General features: G+C 69.5%; 16 protein-coding genes and 1 pseudogene. 12 read left to right on the top strand and 5 right to left on the bottom strand.

The genetic code is table 11. The features are described 5' to 3' along the window. Positions 1 to 75 precede the first annotated feature (75 nt). On the bottom strand, positions 76 to 1,851 hold the full coding sequence (locus tag SFC76_RS07625; protein WP_322848886.1) for a fatty acyl-AMP ligase: 1,776 nt from the start codon (positions 1,849 to 1,851) through the stop codon (positions 76 to 78). A gap of 98 nt (positions 1,852 to 1,949) precedes the next feature. On the opposite strand from SFC76_RS07625, the gene SFC76_RS07630 reads away from it, so the two are divergent. From SFC76_RS07630 to SFC76_RS07650, 5 genes and pseudogenes are all read left to right on the top strand, one after another. Then, the gene (locus SFC76_RS07630; protein WP_322848887.1) at positions 1,950 to 2,480 is read left to right on the top strand and encodes a regulatory protein RecX; all 531 of its coding nucleotides are present in this window, start codon (positions 1,950 to 1,952) and stop codon (positions 2,478 to 2,480) included. Positions 2,481 to 2,544: 64 nt separating this feature from the next. Further along, positions 2,545 to 3,147 (top strand): cold-shock protein, encoded by a 603-nt coding sequence (locus SFC76_RS07635; RefSeq protein WP_322849089.1) that lies wholly within the window; start codon positions 2,545 to 2,547, stop codon positions 3,145 to 3,147. 4 nt (positions 3,148 to 3,151) lie between these two features. Then, positions 3,152 to 3,652, top strand: a complete 501-nt coding sequence (locus SFC76_RS07640) for a DUF192 domain-containing protein (protein ID WP_416222398.1) — start codon at positions 3,152 to 3,154, stop codon at positions 3,650 to 3,652. Between the two features lie 239 nt (positions 3,653 to 3,891). Beyond that, positions 3,892 to 4,287, top strand: coding sequence for an NADH:ubiquinone oxidoreductase subunit NDUFA12 (locus SFC76_RS07645; protein ID WP_322848888.1), 396 nt, complete (start codon positions 3,892 to 3,894; stop codon positions 4,285 to 4,287). A 200-nt stretch (positions 4,288 to 4,487) separates the two neighbouring features. After that, positions 4,488 to 4,721: pseudogene (locus SFC76_RS07650) on the top strand (DUF2155 domain-containing protein); the annotation flags it as partial. Between the two features lie 35 nt (positions 4,722 to 4,756). On the opposite strand, the gene aat reads toward SFC76_RS07650, so the two are convergent. The 4 genes from aat to SFC76_RS07670 form a co-directional block, all read right to left on the bottom strand. Continuing rightward, the gene (aat, locus tag SFC76_RS07655; protein ID WP_322849091.1) at positions 4,757 to 5,488 is read right to left on the bottom strand and encodes a leucyl/phenylalanyl-tRNA--protein transferase; all 732 of its coding nucleotides are present in this window, start codon (positions 5,486 to 5,488) and stop codon (positions 4,757 to 4,759) included. 244 nt (positions 5,489 to 5,732) lie between these two features. Beyond that, the gene (locus tag SFC76_RS07660) at positions 5,733 to 6,338 is read right to left on the bottom strand and encodes a glutathione S-transferase N-terminal domain-containing protein (protein ID WP_322848889.1); all 606 of its coding nucleotides are present in this window, start codon (positions 6,336 to 6,338) and stop codon (positions 5,733 to 5,735) included. Between the two features lie 31 nt (positions 6,339 to 6,369). Next, a complete protein-coding gene (locus SFC76_RS07665; protein ID WP_322848890.1) occupies positions 6,370 to 7,080 on the bottom strand; it encodes a ParA family protein in 711 nt (236 codons plus the stop codon). 112 nt (positions 7,081 to 7,192) lie between these two features. Further along, positions 7,193 to 7,579 carry a hypothetical protein gene (locus tag SFC76_RS07670; protein ID WP_322848891.1) on the bottom strand — a complete coding sequence of 129 codons (387 nt, stop codon included), beginning with the start codon at positions 7,577 to 7,579 and terminating at the stop codon, positions 7,193 to 7,195. Positions 7,580 to 7,736: 157 nt separating this feature from the next. Between SFC76_RS07670 and SFC76_RS07675 the strand changes: the two genes are divergently transcribed. The 7 genes from SFC76_RS07675 to SFC76_RS07705 all read left to right on the top strand — a co-directional run bounded on the left by SFC76_RS07675 (position 7,737) and on the right by SFC76_RS07705 (position 14,584). Continuing rightward, a complete protein-coding gene (locus SFC76_RS07675; protein WP_322848892.1) occupies positions 7,737 to 8,705 on the top strand; it encodes a cysteine synthase A in 969 nt (322 codons plus the stop codon). 123 nt (positions 8,706 to 8,828) lie between these two features. Then, the gene (locus SFC76_RS07680) at positions 8,829 to 9,101 is read left to right on the top strand and encodes a hypothetical protein (protein ID WP_322848893.1); all 273 of its coding nucleotides are present in this window, start codon (positions 8,829 to 8,831) and stop codon (positions 9,099 to 9,101) included. Positions 9,102 to 9,396: 295 nt separating this feature from the next. Beyond that, the gene (locus SFC76_RS07685; protein WP_322848894.1) at positions 9,397 to 9,897 is read left to right on the top strand and encodes a division/cell wall cluster transcriptional repressor MraZ; all 501 of its coding nucleotides are present in this window, start codon (positions 9,397 to 9,399) and stop codon (positions 9,895 to 9,897) included. Continuing rightward, positions 9,891 to 10,832: a 16S rRNA (cytosine(1402)-N(4))-methyltransferase RsmH gene (rsmH, locus tag SFC76_RS07690; protein ID WP_416222403.1), complete on the top strand. Its 942-nt coding sequence runs from the start codon at positions 9,891 to 9,893 to the stop codon at positions 10,830 to 10,832. The genes SFC76_RS07685 and rsmH overlap by 7 nt, the downstream gene beginning before the upstream one ends. Then, entirely contained in the window at positions 10,829 to 11,455 is a 627-nt protein-coding gene (locus SFC76_RS07695; RefSeq protein ID WP_322848896.1) for a hypothetical protein, read from the top strand. The genes rsmH and SFC76_RS07695 overlap by 4 nt, the downstream gene beginning before the upstream one ends. Continuing rightward, positions 11,452 to 13,158 carry a penicillin-binding protein 2 gene (locus tag SFC76_RS07700; protein ID WP_322848897.1) on the top strand — a complete coding sequence of 569 codons (1,707 nt, stop codon included), beginning with the start codon at positions 11,452 to 11,454 and terminating at the stop codon, positions 13,156 to 13,158. Before SFC76_RS07695 ends, SFC76_RS07700 begins: the two co-directional genes overlap by 4 nt. A gap of 10 nt (positions 13,159 to 13,168) precedes the next feature. Next, entirely contained in the window at positions 13,169 to 14,584 is a 1,416-nt protein-coding gene (locus SFC76_RS07705) for a UDP-N-acetylmuramoyl-L-alanyl-D-glutamate--2,6-diaminopimelate ligase (protein WP_322848898.1), read from the top strand. Positions 14,585 to 14,707: the final 123 nt, after the last annotated feature.

The following is a 14,707-nucleotide window of genomic DNA, read 5'->3' on the forward strand; positions in this document are numbered from 1 at the left end:
CGCCAGGGGGAGGTGGCAGCGCGGAGCGCTGACGGAGGGGGAGGACAGGGCGATAGGCCCGTTATGGAAACCCCGTTACGCCGCGATCGCGTAGGGCTTGATGTCGCCGCTCAGGTACAGGTTGCGCGCCTTGGCGCGCGACAGCTTGCCCGAGCTGGTGCGCGGCAGCGTGCGCGGCGGGATCAGCTCGATCACGCAATTCATGCCGGTCACCGAACGGACGCGCTCGCGGATCTCCTCGCGCAGCCGCTGGCGCTCGGCCTCGTCGCTGCTGCGGCACTGGACGAGCACCGCCGGCGTCTCCTCGCCGCCCGGCGTGGTGATCGCGAAGGCGGCGATGTCGCCCGCCTTGAAGCCGGGGAGCTGCTCGACCGCCCATTCGATATCCTGCGGCCAATGGTTCTTGCCGTTGACGATGATCATGTCCTTGGCGCGGCCGACGATGTAGATGTAGCCGTTCGACATATAGGCCATGTCGCCGGTGTCGAGCCAGCCGTCGGTCATGCACGCCTCGGTCGCCGCGGGATCGCGGAAATAGCCGACCATCACGCTTGGCCCCTTGCACCAGAGCTTGCCGATCGCGCCGTCGGGGAGGGGGGTGCCGTCCTCCTCGCGGATCTCGACGGTCATGTCGCGCACCGGCTTGCCGCAATTGACGATCGCGCGGAAGCGCTGCGGGCGCGGTCCGTCGTTGGCGGCGAGCGAATCGCCGCCGCCCGACAATTGCGTCTCCTCGACCAGCTCGACGCGGATGCCCTCGCCCGGCGGCATCAGCGATACCGCCAGCGTCGCCTCGGCGAGGCCGTAGCTCGGCAGGAAGGCGCTCGCCTTGAAGCCGGCGTCGGCGAAGGCGTCGACGAACGCCTGCATCACGTCGGGGCGGATCATGTCGGCGCCGTTGCCGGCGATCCGCCAGCGCGACAGGTCGAAACGCTGCGACGCCTTGGTCTGCGACGACATGCGCCGCGCGCAGATGTCGTAACCGAAGGTCGGCGAATAGCTCAGCGTCGTGCCGTCGTGGCGGCTGATCAGGTCGAGCCAGGCGAGCGGGCGGCGGGCGAAATCCTCGGTCTTGAGGTAATCGGTCGAGACCTGGTTGGCGATCGGCGACAGGAAGCAGCCGACGAGGCCCATGTCGTGATACCAAGGCAGCCAGCTCACGCAGCGATCGGTGCCGTCGGGCGCGATCTCCATGCCGTGGCTGTGCGCGGCGAGATTGTTGAGCAGCGCATGATGCGTGATCGCGACGCCGTGCGGGAAGCGCGTCGAACCGCTGGAATATTGTAGATAGGCGATCGCCTGCCCGTCCGCCTGCGGCAACGGCGTTTCGACCGCCGGACGCGCGGCGAAGTCGGACCAGTCGAGCCCCTCGGTACCGGCGAGCCGTGCCGCCTCCGCCGCCATCGCCGCAAGCTCCGGCGGGAAGATCAGCATCTTGGGCTCGCAGCTCGCCAGCTGGACGCGGAGCTGTTCGATATAGGAATCGCGCCCGCCGAACGAGGTGGGCAGCGGCAGCGGCACCGGCCAGGCGCCGGCGTAGACCGCACCGAAGAACAAAGCGGCGAATTCCGGTCCGGTCTCGGCGACCAGCGCGATCCGGTCCTCGGGCTGCACCCCGGCGGCGATCAGGCGATAGGCCATCGCGATCGCATCGTCGCGCAACTCGGCGAAGGGATAGGCACGGGCGAGCGCGCCGCGGGCATCGTGGAAATTGAGGCCGCGCACGCCCGAGGCGGCGTAATCCAGCGCGTCGCCGAGCGTGGCGAAATCGGCATAGCGACGGGGCAGTTCGTCGAGCGTCGGCGTGGCCGCCATCTGGGGCGTCGGCGAGGGCGCGGACTGCTCGGTCATCACAAAATCCTGTTCACTCGCCGCGGGGCGAAACCATCTTCACTGTGCGCTATAACGCGCGATCATCGTTCTAAATCGAGCGCCACTGTGGCAACAACATGGCCATGAGGCAGGAACGGCGTACTCTTCCCCCGCTCGATGCCGCCGCTTTGGAGCGGATGGCGCTGCGCTACGTCGAACGCTTCGCGACGACGCGCGGCAAATTGGCCGATTATCTCCGCCGCAAGATCCGCGAGCGCGGCTGGGACGGCGAGGCCGCCGACCCGCAGGCGCTGGCGCAGCGGATGGCCGACCTCGGCTATGTCGACGACCGGCTGTACGCGGAGAGCAAGGCGGCGGCGCTGACCCGGCGCGGGCTCGGTGCGCGGCGGGTGACGATGGCGCTGCGACACGCCCATGTCGGCGAGGCGGATACCGAGGATTTGGCGCCGGCGATCCACGAACAGGCCGTGGCGGCGGCGCTGACTTTCGCGCGTCGCAAGCGGATCGGACCGTTCGGGCCGCCCAGCGACGATCGCGCGGTTCGCGACAAGCAACTCGCCGCGCTGCTCCGTGCCGGACATGCAATGGATTTGTCGCGCCGGATTGTCGCAGCGCGGGACGAAAGCGAGCTCGGAGAAATCGGGTAAACGTCCCTTTCGCAATTGCAGCAGCGATGAACCGTGCTAGCGTAGCGTCCATAGGGGTGCAGTGATGCGTAGCGAGCCGCAACGGGAGGGCGACGAGCGCGACGACGGGGAGATGCCCGGCGTGCGTGCTGGTCTGCAAGCCGCGACGAATGAAGGCGAGGCGGCGATCGCCATCGCCGGCGTAATCAAATGGTTCGACGTCACGCGCGGCTTCGGCTTTGCGGTCGCCGACGACCGGTCGCTGGGCGACGTGCTGATCCACTTCTCCGTCCTGCAACCATACGGCCGCCGCAGCCTGCCCGAGGGCGCGCGGGTCGAGACGCTCGCGGTGCAGCGCGGCCGCGGCTATCAGGCGCGCGAGGTGATCGCGATCGATCTGTCGAACGCCGTCGAGGATGCGCCGCGCGCGCCGCGCGCCGCCGACCGGGTCGATCCGGTCACGCTGATCGACGAGGCGGGTCCGTTCGAGGGCGCCGCGGTCAAATGGTTCAACCGGCTGAAGGGCTACGGCTTCCTGGTGCGCGACAGCGACGGCAGCGACGTGTTCGTCCATATGGAGACGCTGCGCCGCGCCGGCATCGCCGCGATCGAGCCCGAACAGCGGCTGCGCGCGCGCATCGTCGCCGGCCGCAAGGGGCCGCTCGCGGTCACCGTGGAGGAGGGGTGAGCGCGTGATCGGATCGAAGGCGATGCTGGCGATCGTCGCGGTGCTGGGGCTCGGCGCGGGCGGCGTGGCGATCCAGCAGGGGGTGTTCACCCGCACGCAGCCGACCGACGCGGCGGCGAAAGCGGTGCTGCCGGTGACGATCGCCAGCAGCAACGGCGCACACGTCTTCCAGGTCGAGCGGGCGACGACGGCGGCGGAGCAGGCGCGCGGGCTGATGTACCGGACCGACCTAAAACCCGATGGCGGCATGCTCTTCTCGCCCTATCCGGCCGAGGGGGGCGGCCCGCGCGAGGCGAACTTCTGGATGAAGAACACGCCGACGCCGCTCGACATCCTGTTCATCCGCGCCGACGGCACGATCGCGACGATCGCCGAGAATACCGTGCCCTTCTCCGAGACGCCGGTGCCCTCGCGCGAACCGGTCGCCGCGGTGCTCGAACTGGTCGGCGGCCGCGCCGCGGACCTCGGCATCGCCGAGGGTGACAGGGTGACCTGGGGGAAGTGAGCGCTGCGCCCTTCGCCGTTCGAATGATCGCCAAAAAACCCTCACCCCGGCCTCGCGCCGAGGGCCCGCTTCTTCGGACCGGCGGGAAGAAGCGGGATGCCGGATAGAGTCCGGCATGACGGGACATGGGCGAAGGGCCCCTCGACACCCTGGGGTAGCTCGACACGGAGACGCTACGCGGAGCGGAATACGATCCCCGGTTGAAGGCCGCGGCCGCAGCGGGTAAGCGCAGGCGCATCATGGGCATCAACCTCAATCCCTTCACCTGGTGGAACGGCGCATCCTGGGGCACGATGCTCTACGGCTTGCGCGGCATGGCGCAGGTCGGCACCGATTCGCTCGGCAACGTCTATTATCAGGGGGGCAAGGACGGGAGCGGCCGCGTCCGCCGCTGGGTGATCTACGAGGGCGCCAACGACGCCAGCCGCGTACCGCCCGAATGGTTCAGCTGGCTGCACCATCAGATCGACGACGTGCCCGATCGCGCGATGCCCGCGCCACGGCCGTGGCAGAAGCCGGCGCTGCCCAACATGACCGGCACGCCGCTCGCCTATCGCCCGTCGGGCGCGATGGAGAAGGGCGGCAAGCGCGCCGCGGCGACCGGCGACTACGAAGCCTGGACGCCCGAAGGGTGACGCGACGCTGGCTCGCCGCCGGCGTCCTGCTGGCGGTGCTGGGGCTGGCCGCGGTGTTCGGCTATCGCGCGTGGCAGCGGTCGGACGAATCCGGCCGCGCCGTCGCCGTGCAGGATTTCGCGCCGAGCGAGGCCAACCCGAGCGAAGGCATCGAGACCGTCGCGACCACCGACGTCGCGTTGCCGACCGGCGGTACGCCGATGGCGCAGCGGGTGGCGCTGGTCGGCCTGCTCAACAAGCGCAACGGCGTCAGCCGCGACCTGACGCTGCGGCCCGGGCAGGCGGTGCGGGTCGGCGATGCGATCGTACGGCTGCGCGCCTGCGAACATACCGCGCCCTGGGAACAGGATCAGCTCACCGGTGCGTTCGTGCAGCTCGACGTGCGCGGCAGCGACCGGCATTGGCGGCGTGCGTTCTCGGGCTGGCTGTACAAGGAACGGCCGTCGCTCAACGTCGTCCAGCACCCGGTCTACGACGTCTGGACCAAGAGCTGCACGATGTCGTGGCCGGCGACCGGCGCGGAGACGACGTCGCTATCCGGCGGCGAGGCGGCGGGCAACCGGTCGAGCGCGAAGAAGTCGCCGGCGGCGGACGATGCCGATACCACCCCCGACGAACCGATCGTCCCGTCCAGCGCCCCGGCGAGCAACGCGCAATAATCCTTCCGATCGATCTCCACCGCCCCCAGCGAGGCGAGGTGCGAGGTCTGGAACTGGCAGTCGAGCAAGGTGAAGCCGCCGACCTTGAGCCGCGCAACCAGCCAGGCGAGCGCGACCTTGGACGCGTCGGTACGGCGGCTGACCATCGATTCGCCGAAGAAGGCGCGGCCGAGCGCCAGACCGTAGAGGCCGCCGACCAGCTCGTCGCCCTCCCAGCATTCGATCGCATGCGCGAAGCCCATGCGGTGCAGCGTGACAAAGGCCCGTTCGATGCCGCTGTTGATCCACGTCTCCGGGCGATCCTCGGCGCTCTCCGCGCAAAGCTGGATCATCCGTTCGAAGGCGGTGTCGGCGGTGACGCGGAACCGGTCGCGCGCGATCGTCTTGCGCAGCGATCGCGAGACGCGAAAGCCGTCGATCGGCAGGATCGCGCGGCTGCGCGGCTCGACCCAATAGACGCTGTCGGCATGGCGATCGTCCGCCATCGGGAAGACGCCGACGGCATAGGCGCCGAGCACGGTTCGCGGATCGAGTGTCTCCATCATCGCCGAGGTGGCGCAGGCGATACAGTGACGCAAGTGGGGGTGGGGCTAGGTCGGAACGACGTTCAGACTTCCGGAGTAAATTCCTCCCCCGCCAGGGGGAGGTGGCATGCCGCAGGCATGACGGAGGGGGAGGACACGCAACGTCAGACGTCGCTTACCTCCCCCTCCGTCACGGCTTCGCCGCGCCACCTCCCCCTGGCGGGCGAGGAATTTCCTCGAAAACCCTGAACGGCGATCCCGCCTAGTCCAGCGGCAGCGCCGCGAACTCCACCGTCGCCTCGGCACGGGCGGAGAGAGCGGCGAGTGCCGGATAGCGCGCCGGGGGCGCGACGTCGGGCAGCTTGCTGCCGGTGAAGCGCCAGGCGACCGCCGCGGTGATGTCCGCCTGCATCAGCCGCCCGGTGGAGGCCACGCCGGCACAGGCCGTTTCGAGCAGGTCGCAGGCCGCCAGCAATTGCCCCTGCACGCGGTCGAGCCATGGCTGGTGCTGCTTTTCCGCCGGCCGCAGGTTGGTCTCGTAGACGATCTGCACCGTCTTCTCGCAGGCGGCGAGCGCCAGCCCGATCGCCCGCTGCGATGCGAGGAAGGCGGCGGGATCGTCCGGTAGCAGGCGGCGCTCCGCCGGTACGATCCGCTCGAGATAGTCGAGGATCAGCGTCGAATCGATCAGTACGGTGCCGTCTTCCGTGACCAACGTCGGCGCCTTGACGATCGGGTTGACCGCACCGAACGCATCGAAATCGCGGAAAACCGACAACGGTTCATGCGCGAACGCCAGGCCCATCGCCTTCAGCGAGATCGCCACCCGGCGGACATAGGGCGAATCGAGCATGCCGATCAGACGCATGGGCAATCCTTCTGACGGGAAGATACCGGGCTTATTTGGCGAGCCGGCTCTCGATCGTCGTCCACAATCTGGCGAACGCCGCCGCCGCGGCGGACCGCGGCGCATAGGTGGCGACCGGCGCGCGATGCTCGGCCATCGCCTCGACCGCGCTGGCCATCGGGATCGCCGGCCAGTCGGGGTGGGCGGCGAGCGCGTCGGCGTGGAGACGGCGGCGGCGGTCGACCATCATATGCACCGGCAGCACCGGCACCTTGCCGCCCAGATGGCGCACCACCTCGTCATGCGCGCGCTGCGCGAAGGGCGAGGGGATCACCGGCAGCACGATAAGGTCGGCGGCGCGGATCACCTGTTCGCTGGTCTCGGTCAGGCCGGGCGGGCAATCGAGCAGGACATGGTCGTAATCGCCGATCTGCTCGATCAACCGGTCGAGCCGGCGGCGCTTACCGATGTCGTGCAGCACCAGGTCGAGCGTGCGCAGCGAATCGTCCGCGGCGATCAGGTCGAGCAGCGGAATGTCGGTCGCGCGGGTATGCGCCGCGGGCTTGGCATCCTTGGTGAACAAGGCGCGCGCCTGGTCGCCCACCGGCGTGCGCCCGAGCACCCAGCTGCTCGCCGCCTGCGGATCGAGATCCCACAGGATGGTGCGTCGCTTCGACAGGACGGCGCTGCTGTAGGAAAGGTTGACCGACAGCGTGGTCTTCCCCACGCCGCCCTTCGAACTGTAGATCGCGATCGTCGCCATGGCAGCGGCGTACCGGAATGGACCTATCCGGGCAACGTCGTATCGCGCCCGCGCACGCAAAAGGGCCGGCGGATCGCTCCACCGGCCCGGAAACGTGGTGCGGTGCCGCAGCTTACGACTTGCAGCTCTGCGACGGCTTGCCCGGCTGGGTGACGGTGATCGTCTTGGGGTCGCCGGTCAGCTTCCAGCCGCCCTCGGCGACGAGCGGATCGCCCGTCTTCTCCGCGGTCAGGCGGTTGACGGTGCCGGTCTGCGAGGTCTTCACCAGCGCGAGCTTGTCGCCTTCGAACAGGGTGACGTACAGCAGGCTGTTGTCCTTGCAGCGGAACGTCTTTTCCGCCTTGATCGCCGGCGGCAGTTCGACCGGACCGCGGTTGGCGAGGGCGTTGGCCATCGGATCGGGGTTGGAATCGAGCACCTCGGCCGAGTTCGGCTTGGAGTTGCAGGCCGCCAGCGCGAGCAGCGCGGCGGTGGCGGAGAGGAGGAGGGGGCTCTTCATAGCGGCGCGACGCTTCGCGCATGCAGCAAGGAGCGTCAAGCAGGATGACTGACGTATGTGAGCTAGCTCGGGAAAATGCGACGGATGCCGCCGCGCTTGGCCGCCGCCAAGCTTAGCTTCGCTTGCCGCCGGCTGCGCCACGCGCCATTTAGCGGCGATGCATACCACGCCCGACACGCTGGCCCTGATCGGCAACACCCCCCTCGTCCGTCTGAAGGGGCCGAGCGAGGCGACCGGGTGCGACATCTTCGGCAAGTGCGAATTCACCAACCCCGGCGCGTCGGTCAAGGACCGCGCCGCGCTCGGCATCGTCGAGGATGCGGAGGCGCGCGGCGTGCTCCAGCCCGGCGGCACGATCGTCGAGGGGACCGCGGGCAATACCGGTATCGGCCTCGCCCTGGTCGCCAATGCCAAGGGCTATCGGACGATCATCGTCATGCCCGAGACGCAGAGCCGCGAGAAGATGGACACGCTGCGCGCGCTGGGCGCCGAACTGGTGCTGGTGCCCGCGGCGCCCTACGCCAGCCCCTATCATTTCGTGCACACCTCGCGCCGGATCGCCGAGGAGCGCGACAATGCCCTGTGGGCGAACCAGTTCGACAATGTCGCCAACCGCCGCGCGCATATCGTCGGCACCGCCGAGGAGATCTGGCAGCAGATGGAGGGGCGGATCCATGGCTTCACCTGCGCGGCGGGGACCGGCGGGACGATCGCCGGCGTCGGGCTGGGGCTGAAGGCCAAGGACGAGAGCATCTGCATCGCGCTCAGCGATCCGCATGGCGCGGCGCTCTACGATTATTACGCGCACGGCGAGTTGCGCGCCGAGGGCAGTTCGGTCGCCGAGGGAATCGGGCAGGGTCGGATCACCGCCAATCTGGAGGGCGCACCGATCGACACGCAGTTCCGCATCTCCGATCAGGAGGGCTATCGCTGGGTGCGGCGGCTGCTCGACGAGGAGGGGCTGTGCCTCGGCCTGTCGTCGGGGATCAACGTCGCCGGCGCGGTGCGGCTCGCCGAGCATCTCGGGCCGGGCAAGCGGATCGCGACGATCCTGTGCGATACCGGCTTCCGCTATCTGTCGTCGCTCTACGACCCCGCATGGCGTGCGGCCAAGGGGCTGGAATAGGCGCGGAAGCCGTCGCCACCTACCCGTCGGGGATGGGGCGGGGACCACCCTTCCAACCCTCGCAAACCGCTTGTTCGACAAAGCGATGACGAACCGTTACAGATGCACGGCAAGATGAGAGCCGTGCGCGATACCCAGCAGACGATGCAACGGATCAAGGTCGGCGTGATCGGCCTGGTCGCCGTGGTGTTGCTCATCGCCGTGGCCAGCGCGATCCTCGGTTCGGCGACGCGCGAGCGGCCGATCGCCGCCGCCGGATCGGCGCAGGCCGATGTCGTCGCCAACATCGCGATGACCAATGCCGGCGCCGCCGCCGCGGCGGCGGGCGCATCGGGCGAACCGCTCGCCGAACTGGGCGTCGCCCCCTCCACCAGCAACAGCCAGGCGCCGCGCTGATGCTTCGCCGGGGAAATCCGGGGATTTCGGCTAAGCAGCTAAATAGATGCACTTTAATGCCTTCGAGCAAGGCTGCGTCGCGTGGCGTGCGGAGTGAGCGCCCACCCGGCTAGGACGAGCGGGGGCCATTTCCCCGCTTTTCCCCAAAAATCCCGTTGCGTCCCCGGGGTGCTGTTGATACCAACAGCGTCAACGGGGCAGGCATCACCGGTTGCGTTCATCGCAACAGGCCGAAGGGCGACGACGGGTCGTTTTTCGGAACGGTGAGCCGTGCGCGTCAGGGTGCGAGACGGCAGTGTCGGAAAGGGGCGATTATCAGGGAAGCGGACTTGCTCTTGTCGACGACAAGGGTCGCGTCGCCATCCCCAATGCGCTCCGCTCGACCTTGGCCGAGAATGCACCGCGCGCCGACGGCAAGGACGGCGGCACGGTCATCATCGCCGCGCACGAAGACCAGCCCTGCCTGATCGCCTACGATCCTGCCTATCTCGCCGAGCTCAAGCGCGAGCTCAACGAGCGGGTCGCGCTGTCGCGTGGTCCCGACGGCAAGATCGACCACAATATCAAGCGCGGCGGAGCCAATGGCGAAGCCGTGCCGTTCGACGGATCGGGGCGCTTCATCATGCCGGGTTTTCCCCGTTTCTATGCCGGTATCGGGGCGCACGCCTTCTTCTGGGGGACGCTCGACTATATCGAGATCTGGGATCCCAAGACCTTGCTGTCGACGCCCGGCATCGCGGCGCAGATGGTCGCCGCCTGCCGCTATTATTGTCAGGACAAGGGCATAGCATTGTGAGCGACGCCCCGCACATTCCCGTGCTGCTCGACGAGGTCGTCGCCGCGCTCGCCCCCGCCCCGGGCGAGCGGATCGTCGATGCGACCTTCGGCGCCGGCGGCTATACGCGTGCGATCCTCGCCACCGGTGCGCAGGTCATCGCCTTCGATCGCGATCCCGATGCGATCGCCGCGGGCCGTGCCGCGGACATCCCCGGCCTCACGTTGGTGCACAGCGACTTTTCGGCGCTGGAGGCCGCGCTCGACGCGCCCGTCGACGGGCTCACGATGGATATCGGCGTCTCGTCGATGCAGCTCGATCAGGCCGAGCGCGGCTTCTCCTTCCAGTCGGACGGGCCGCTCGACATGCGGATGAGCCAGGAGGGGGCGAGCGCCGCCGACTTCCTCAACACCGCCGACGAAGAGGCGATCGCCGACATCCTCTATCATTATGGCGACGAGCCCAAGTCGCGCCGCGTCGCGCGCGCGATCGTCGCGGCGCGCCCGCTTACCCGCACCGCGGAACTGGCGCATGTCGTGCGCCGGGCGCTCGGCCATCGCCCGCACGACAAGAAGGACCCGGCGACTCGCACCTTCCAGGCGATCCGCATCCACGTGAACCGCGAACTGGGCGAACTCGCCGACGGTCTCGCCGCCGCCGAGCGCGTTTTGAAGCCGGGCGGTCGCTTGGCGATCGTCACCTTCCACAGTCTGGAGGATCGGCTGGTCAAGCGCTTCCTGCGCGACCGGTCGGGCAATGCGCCGGGCGGCTCGCGGCATCTGCCGCAGGCCGAGGCGGGCATCGCCCCGAGTTTCGAAGCCGTCGGCCGCGCGGTGCGCGCCGGCGAGGCCGAGGTCGCGCGCAATCCCCGCGCGCGCTCGGCGACGTTGCGGACCGCCCGGCGAACGGCGGCGCCCGCTTGGGGCAATGGCAATCTGGCGGAGGTGACATCATGACGGCGGCGTATCGGTTCAAGGGGATCGGGTGGTTCGGTGGCTGCGTCGCCATCGTCCTCGGTTTCTACCTGGTGTCGCTGCAGGTCGCGGCGGAGCGCAAGAAACTCGAGACGATGGATCGCAAGATCGATTCGGCGCAGCGCGACATCCGCGCGCTGGAGACCGAGTTCGAGACGCGCGCCAACCTCGCCCAGCTCGAAAAGTGGAACGGCGAGACGCTGGCGCTCGCCGCGCCGGTCGCCGGGCAGTTCGTCACCGACGAGGGCGCGCTCGCCAGCCTCGACGTCAATCAGGTCGGCGTGACGGCGCCCGGCACCAAGATGGCCGCGCTCGTCGTGCCGTCGCTCGCCACCGTCAACGTCGCCGCCCCCGCCGCCACGCCCGCGCCCGCCGTCGTCCAGGTCGCCGCCGCGCTGCCGACCGCCAAGCGCGCCGTGATCAAGGTCGCCGCGATCGAGAAGAGCGCGCCGATGCTCGCCAAGCTCAACGAGGCGGCGCGTGCCAAGGTCGCGGTCGCCAAGGTCCGGCCGCAGGCGGTGGCGATGCTCGACAAGAAGCTGCTCTCCGACACGACGCTCGGCGATATCCTAAGCAGCGCGCGCGCGGAGGCCCGCAAGCGTTGACCGTCATCGTCGCCCGGCCCGCACAGCAACGGCGCAACGCCACCCAGCGCCACGCGCTGGTGGCGACGTCGCATATGCGGCTGATGATGCTGCTGATGCTGTTCGCCGCGGCGGTGACGTTGGTCATCGGCCGGCTGGCGATGCTCGGCATCATGTCGGGTGGCGAGGCGGAGGCGCGCGTCGTCGCACTGGCCGCGCGCGGCGACATCGTCGACCGCAACGGCGCGCCGCTCGCGCGGACGATCGATGCATGGACGATCGCGGTCCACCCCAAGCAGATCATCGGCGACAAGATGGAGATCGCCAGCCGGCTCGCCGCGCTGATGCCCGATCGCGGCGATCAGGCCTGGTTCTACGGCCAGCTCACCCGCCCGATCAGCTTCGTCTACCTCCAGCGCCGCGCCAGCCCCGCGCTGGTCGAGCAGGTCAATGCGATCGGCGAACCGGCCTTGGTCTTCGCGCGCGAGACGCAGCGGCTCTATCCGCAATCGACGATGGCGAGCCACGCGCTCGGCTTCCTGTCGACCGACGGCCACGGCATGAGCGGCATGGAGCGCGTGCTCGACGAGCGGCTGCTCGACCCGACCAAGGCGGGCCAGCCGGTCGCGCTGTCGCTCGACGTGCGCGTGCAGGCGGCGATGGAGAGCGAACTCAGCCGCGCGATGAACACCTTCTCCGCGCGCGGCGCCGGCGGCATCGTCCTCGACGTCGCCACCGGCGAGGTGATCGCGATGGTGTCGCTGCCGACCTTCAACCCCAATCGCGTCGGCATGGCGGGCTCGGAAGAGCTGCGCAACATCACGACGCAGAGCGTGTTCGAGCTCGGCTCGACCTTCAAGCCGATCACCGTCGCGACCGCGATCGATACCGGCACGGTGACGCTCAACCGCAAGTTCGACGCGACGCATCCGCTGAAGGTCGGCGGCTTCACCATCCATGACGAGCGCGGCGATCCGCAGCGCTGGCTGTCGATGCCGGAAACGCTGATCTATTCGTCCAACATCGCCACCGCGCGGATCGCCGACGAGGTCGGGCCGCAGAAGATGCAGGCGATGTTCCGCAAATTGGGCTTCGACACCAAGCCCGACATCGAGCTGCGCGAGAAGGGCCGGCCGCTGATGCCGACCTATTGGGCGCGCACGACGACGATGACCACCGCCTACGGCCACGGCATCGCGGTGACGCCGCTGCATCTCGCCAGCGCCTATGCCGCGCTGGTCAACGGCGGCATCTGGCGGCCGGCGACGCTGATGAAGGTCGATCCGGGCAAGGCGCCGGTCGGCCGCCGCGTGATCAGCGAGCAGACCAGCGCGCGGATGCGCCAGATGCTGCGGCTGATCGTGCTGCGCGGCACGGGGCGCAAGGGCGAGGCGCCAGGCTATCGCGTCGGCGGCAAGACCGGCACCGCCGAGGCGGCGGTCGCGGGCGGCTACGACCATTCGCGCAACGTCGCGACCTTCGCGGCGGCTTTCCCGATGGACGCGCCGCGCTATGTCGTGCTGGCGATGCTCGATTCGCCGCTCGGTACGAAGGAGACCTCCGGTTGGAAGACTGCCGCCTGGAACGCCGCGCCCGTCGTCGGGCGCACGATCTCGCGCGTCGGCGCGATGCTCGGCGTGGTGCCCGACGAGCGGCACGACCTCGACGTGTCGGAAATGATGCCGCTGATCTGGCAGGACCCCAAGCGGGCCACCGGCAATTGAGGAGCGCGCGATGAGACTGGGCGCACTCACCGGCGGCGGCGAGGATGCGGTCGTCACCGGTTTCGCGATCGATCACCGCAAGGTCGCACCCGGCACGATCTTCGGCGCCTTCCAGGGCGCGCGCGTCAACGGCGAGGATTATATCGCCGAGGCGGTCCGCTCGGGCGCGATCGCGGTGGTGACGCGGCCCGGCGTCGCGGTCGACGGTGCCGTCGCGATCGTCGACGACAATCCGCGCGAACGGTTCGCGCGCGCCGCGGCGACCTTCTTCGCGCCGTTTCCGGAGGTCGCGGTCGCGGTGACCGGCACCAACGGCAAGACCTCGACGGTCGAGATGACGCGGCAGCTCTGGCGGATGGCGGGCGCGCATGCCGCCTCGATCGGCACGCTCGGCGTCACCACCGCCGACGAGCGGGTGACCACCGGGCTGACCACGCCCGACGTCGTCACCTTCCTGTCCAACGTCGCCGGGCTCGCGCGCGAGGGGATCACGCACGTCGCGTTCGAAGCGTCGAGCCACGGCCTCGTCCAATATCGCACCGAAGGACTGACCGTCGCCGCCGCGGCCTTCACCAACCTCAGCCGCGACCACCTCGATTACCACGGCGACATGGGCGCCTATCTCACCGCCAAGCTGCGTCTGTTCTCCGAGGTGCTGAGCCCCGAGGGGACCGCGGTGGTCTGGGCGGACGACGTCCACGCCGCGCGGGTGATCGACCTCGCCCAGGCCCGCGGCAACCGGCTGGTGACGGTCGGCGAGCGCGGCGCGACGCTGCGGCTGGTCGGACGCGACCCGACCTTGCTGGGGCAGGGGCTGACGATCGAGGCGGAGGGGCAGGCGCACCGCGTCACGCTGCCGCTGATCGGCGGCTATCAGGCGGCGAATGCGCTCGTCGCGGCGGGCCTCGTCATCGCGACCGGCGGCGACGTCGCGCGGACGATCGCCGATCTCGCGCGGCTGCAACCCGTCCGCGGCCGGCTGGAGCGTGCGGCGATCGCGCGCAGCGGCGCGCCGGTCTACGTCGATTACGCGCATACCCCCGATGCGCTGGAGGCGGCGATCGCCGCGCTCAAGCCGCATGCTGGCGGCCGGTTGATCGTCGTGTTCGGCGCCGGCGGCGATCGCGACCCCGGCAAGCGCGAGACGATGGGGCAGGTCGCGCAGATGCAGGCCGACCTCGCCATCGTCACCGACGACAACCCCCGTACCGAGGACCCCGCCGCGATCCGCGCCGCGATCCTGAAGGGCGCGACCAACGCCCGCGAAATCGGCGACCGCCGCGAGGCGATCGCCGCGGCGGTGCGCGAGGCGGGGCCGCAGGACATCGTGCTGATCGCCGGCAAGGGCCACGAGCAAGGCCAGATCGTCGGCGACATGGAACTGCCCTTCGACGACGTCACCGTCGCGCGGGAGTATGCCGCGTGAGCCGCCGTCTAATCCTCCCCGGTACGGGGAGGGGGACCATGCGTAGCATGGTGGAGGGGGGGCGCCGCACAGGCCTCGCGCTCTCTGGTCGCGGCCGTGCCTTATGGGGAAGCCCCCCTCCAC

The sequence above is a fragment of the Sphingomonas sp. CD22 genome (genome assembly GCF_034556155.1).
Lineage (GTDB): Bacteria > Pseudomonadota > Alphaproteobacteria > Sphingomonadales > Sphingomonadaceae > Sphingomonas.

What these genes read in the sequence shown, in the direction of transcription:
- SFC76_RS07645 (WP_322848888.1), top strand. Translation starts at nt 3,892, where the DNA reads ATGGGCATCAACCTCAATCCCTTCACCTGGTGGAACGGCGCATCCTGG.
- SFC76_RS07660 (WP_322848889.1), bottom strand. Translation starts at nt 6,338, where the DNA reads ATGCGTCTGATCGGCATGCTCGATTCGCCCTATGTCCGCCGGGTGGCG.
- aat (WP_322849091.1), bottom strand. Translation starts at nt 5,488, where the DNA reads ATGGAGACACTCGATCCGCGAACCGTGCTCGGCGCCTATGCCGTCGGC.
- SFC76_RS07625 (WP_322848886.1), bottom strand. Translation starts at nt 1,851, where the DNA reads ATGACCGAGCAGTCCGCGCCCTCGCCGACGCCCCAGATGGCGGCCACG.
- SFC76_RS07705 (WP_322848898.1), top strand. Translation starts at nt 13,169, where the DNA reads ATGAGACTGGGCGCACTCACCGGCGGCGGCGAGGATGCGGTCGTCACC.
- SFC76_RS07675 (WP_322848892.1), top strand. Translation starts at nt 7,737, where the DNA reads ATGCATACCACGCCCGACACGCTGGCCCTGATCGGCAACACCCCCCTC.
- SFC76_RS07635 (WP_322849089.1), top strand. Translation starts at nt 2,545, where the DNA reads ATGCGTAGCGAGCCGCAACGGGAGGGCGACGAGCGCGACGACGGGGAG.
- SFC76_RS07695 (WP_322848896.1), top strand. Translation starts at nt 10,829, where the DNA reads ATGACGGCGGCGTATCGGTTCAAGGGGATCGGGTGGTTCGGTGGCTGC.
- SFC76_RS07630 (WP_322848887.1), top strand. Translation starts at nt 1,950, where the DNA reads ATGGCCATGAGGCAGGAACGGCGTACTCTTCCCCCGCTCGATGCCGCC.
- SFC76_RS07665 (WP_322848890.1), bottom strand. Translation starts at nt 7,080, where the DNA reads ATGGCGACGATCGCGATCTACAGTTCGAAGGGCGGCGTGGGGAAGACC.
- SFC76_RS07670 (WP_322848891.1), bottom strand. Translation starts at nt 7,579, where the DNA reads ATGAAGAGCCCCCTCCTCCTCTCCGCCACCGCCGCGCTGCTCGCGCTG.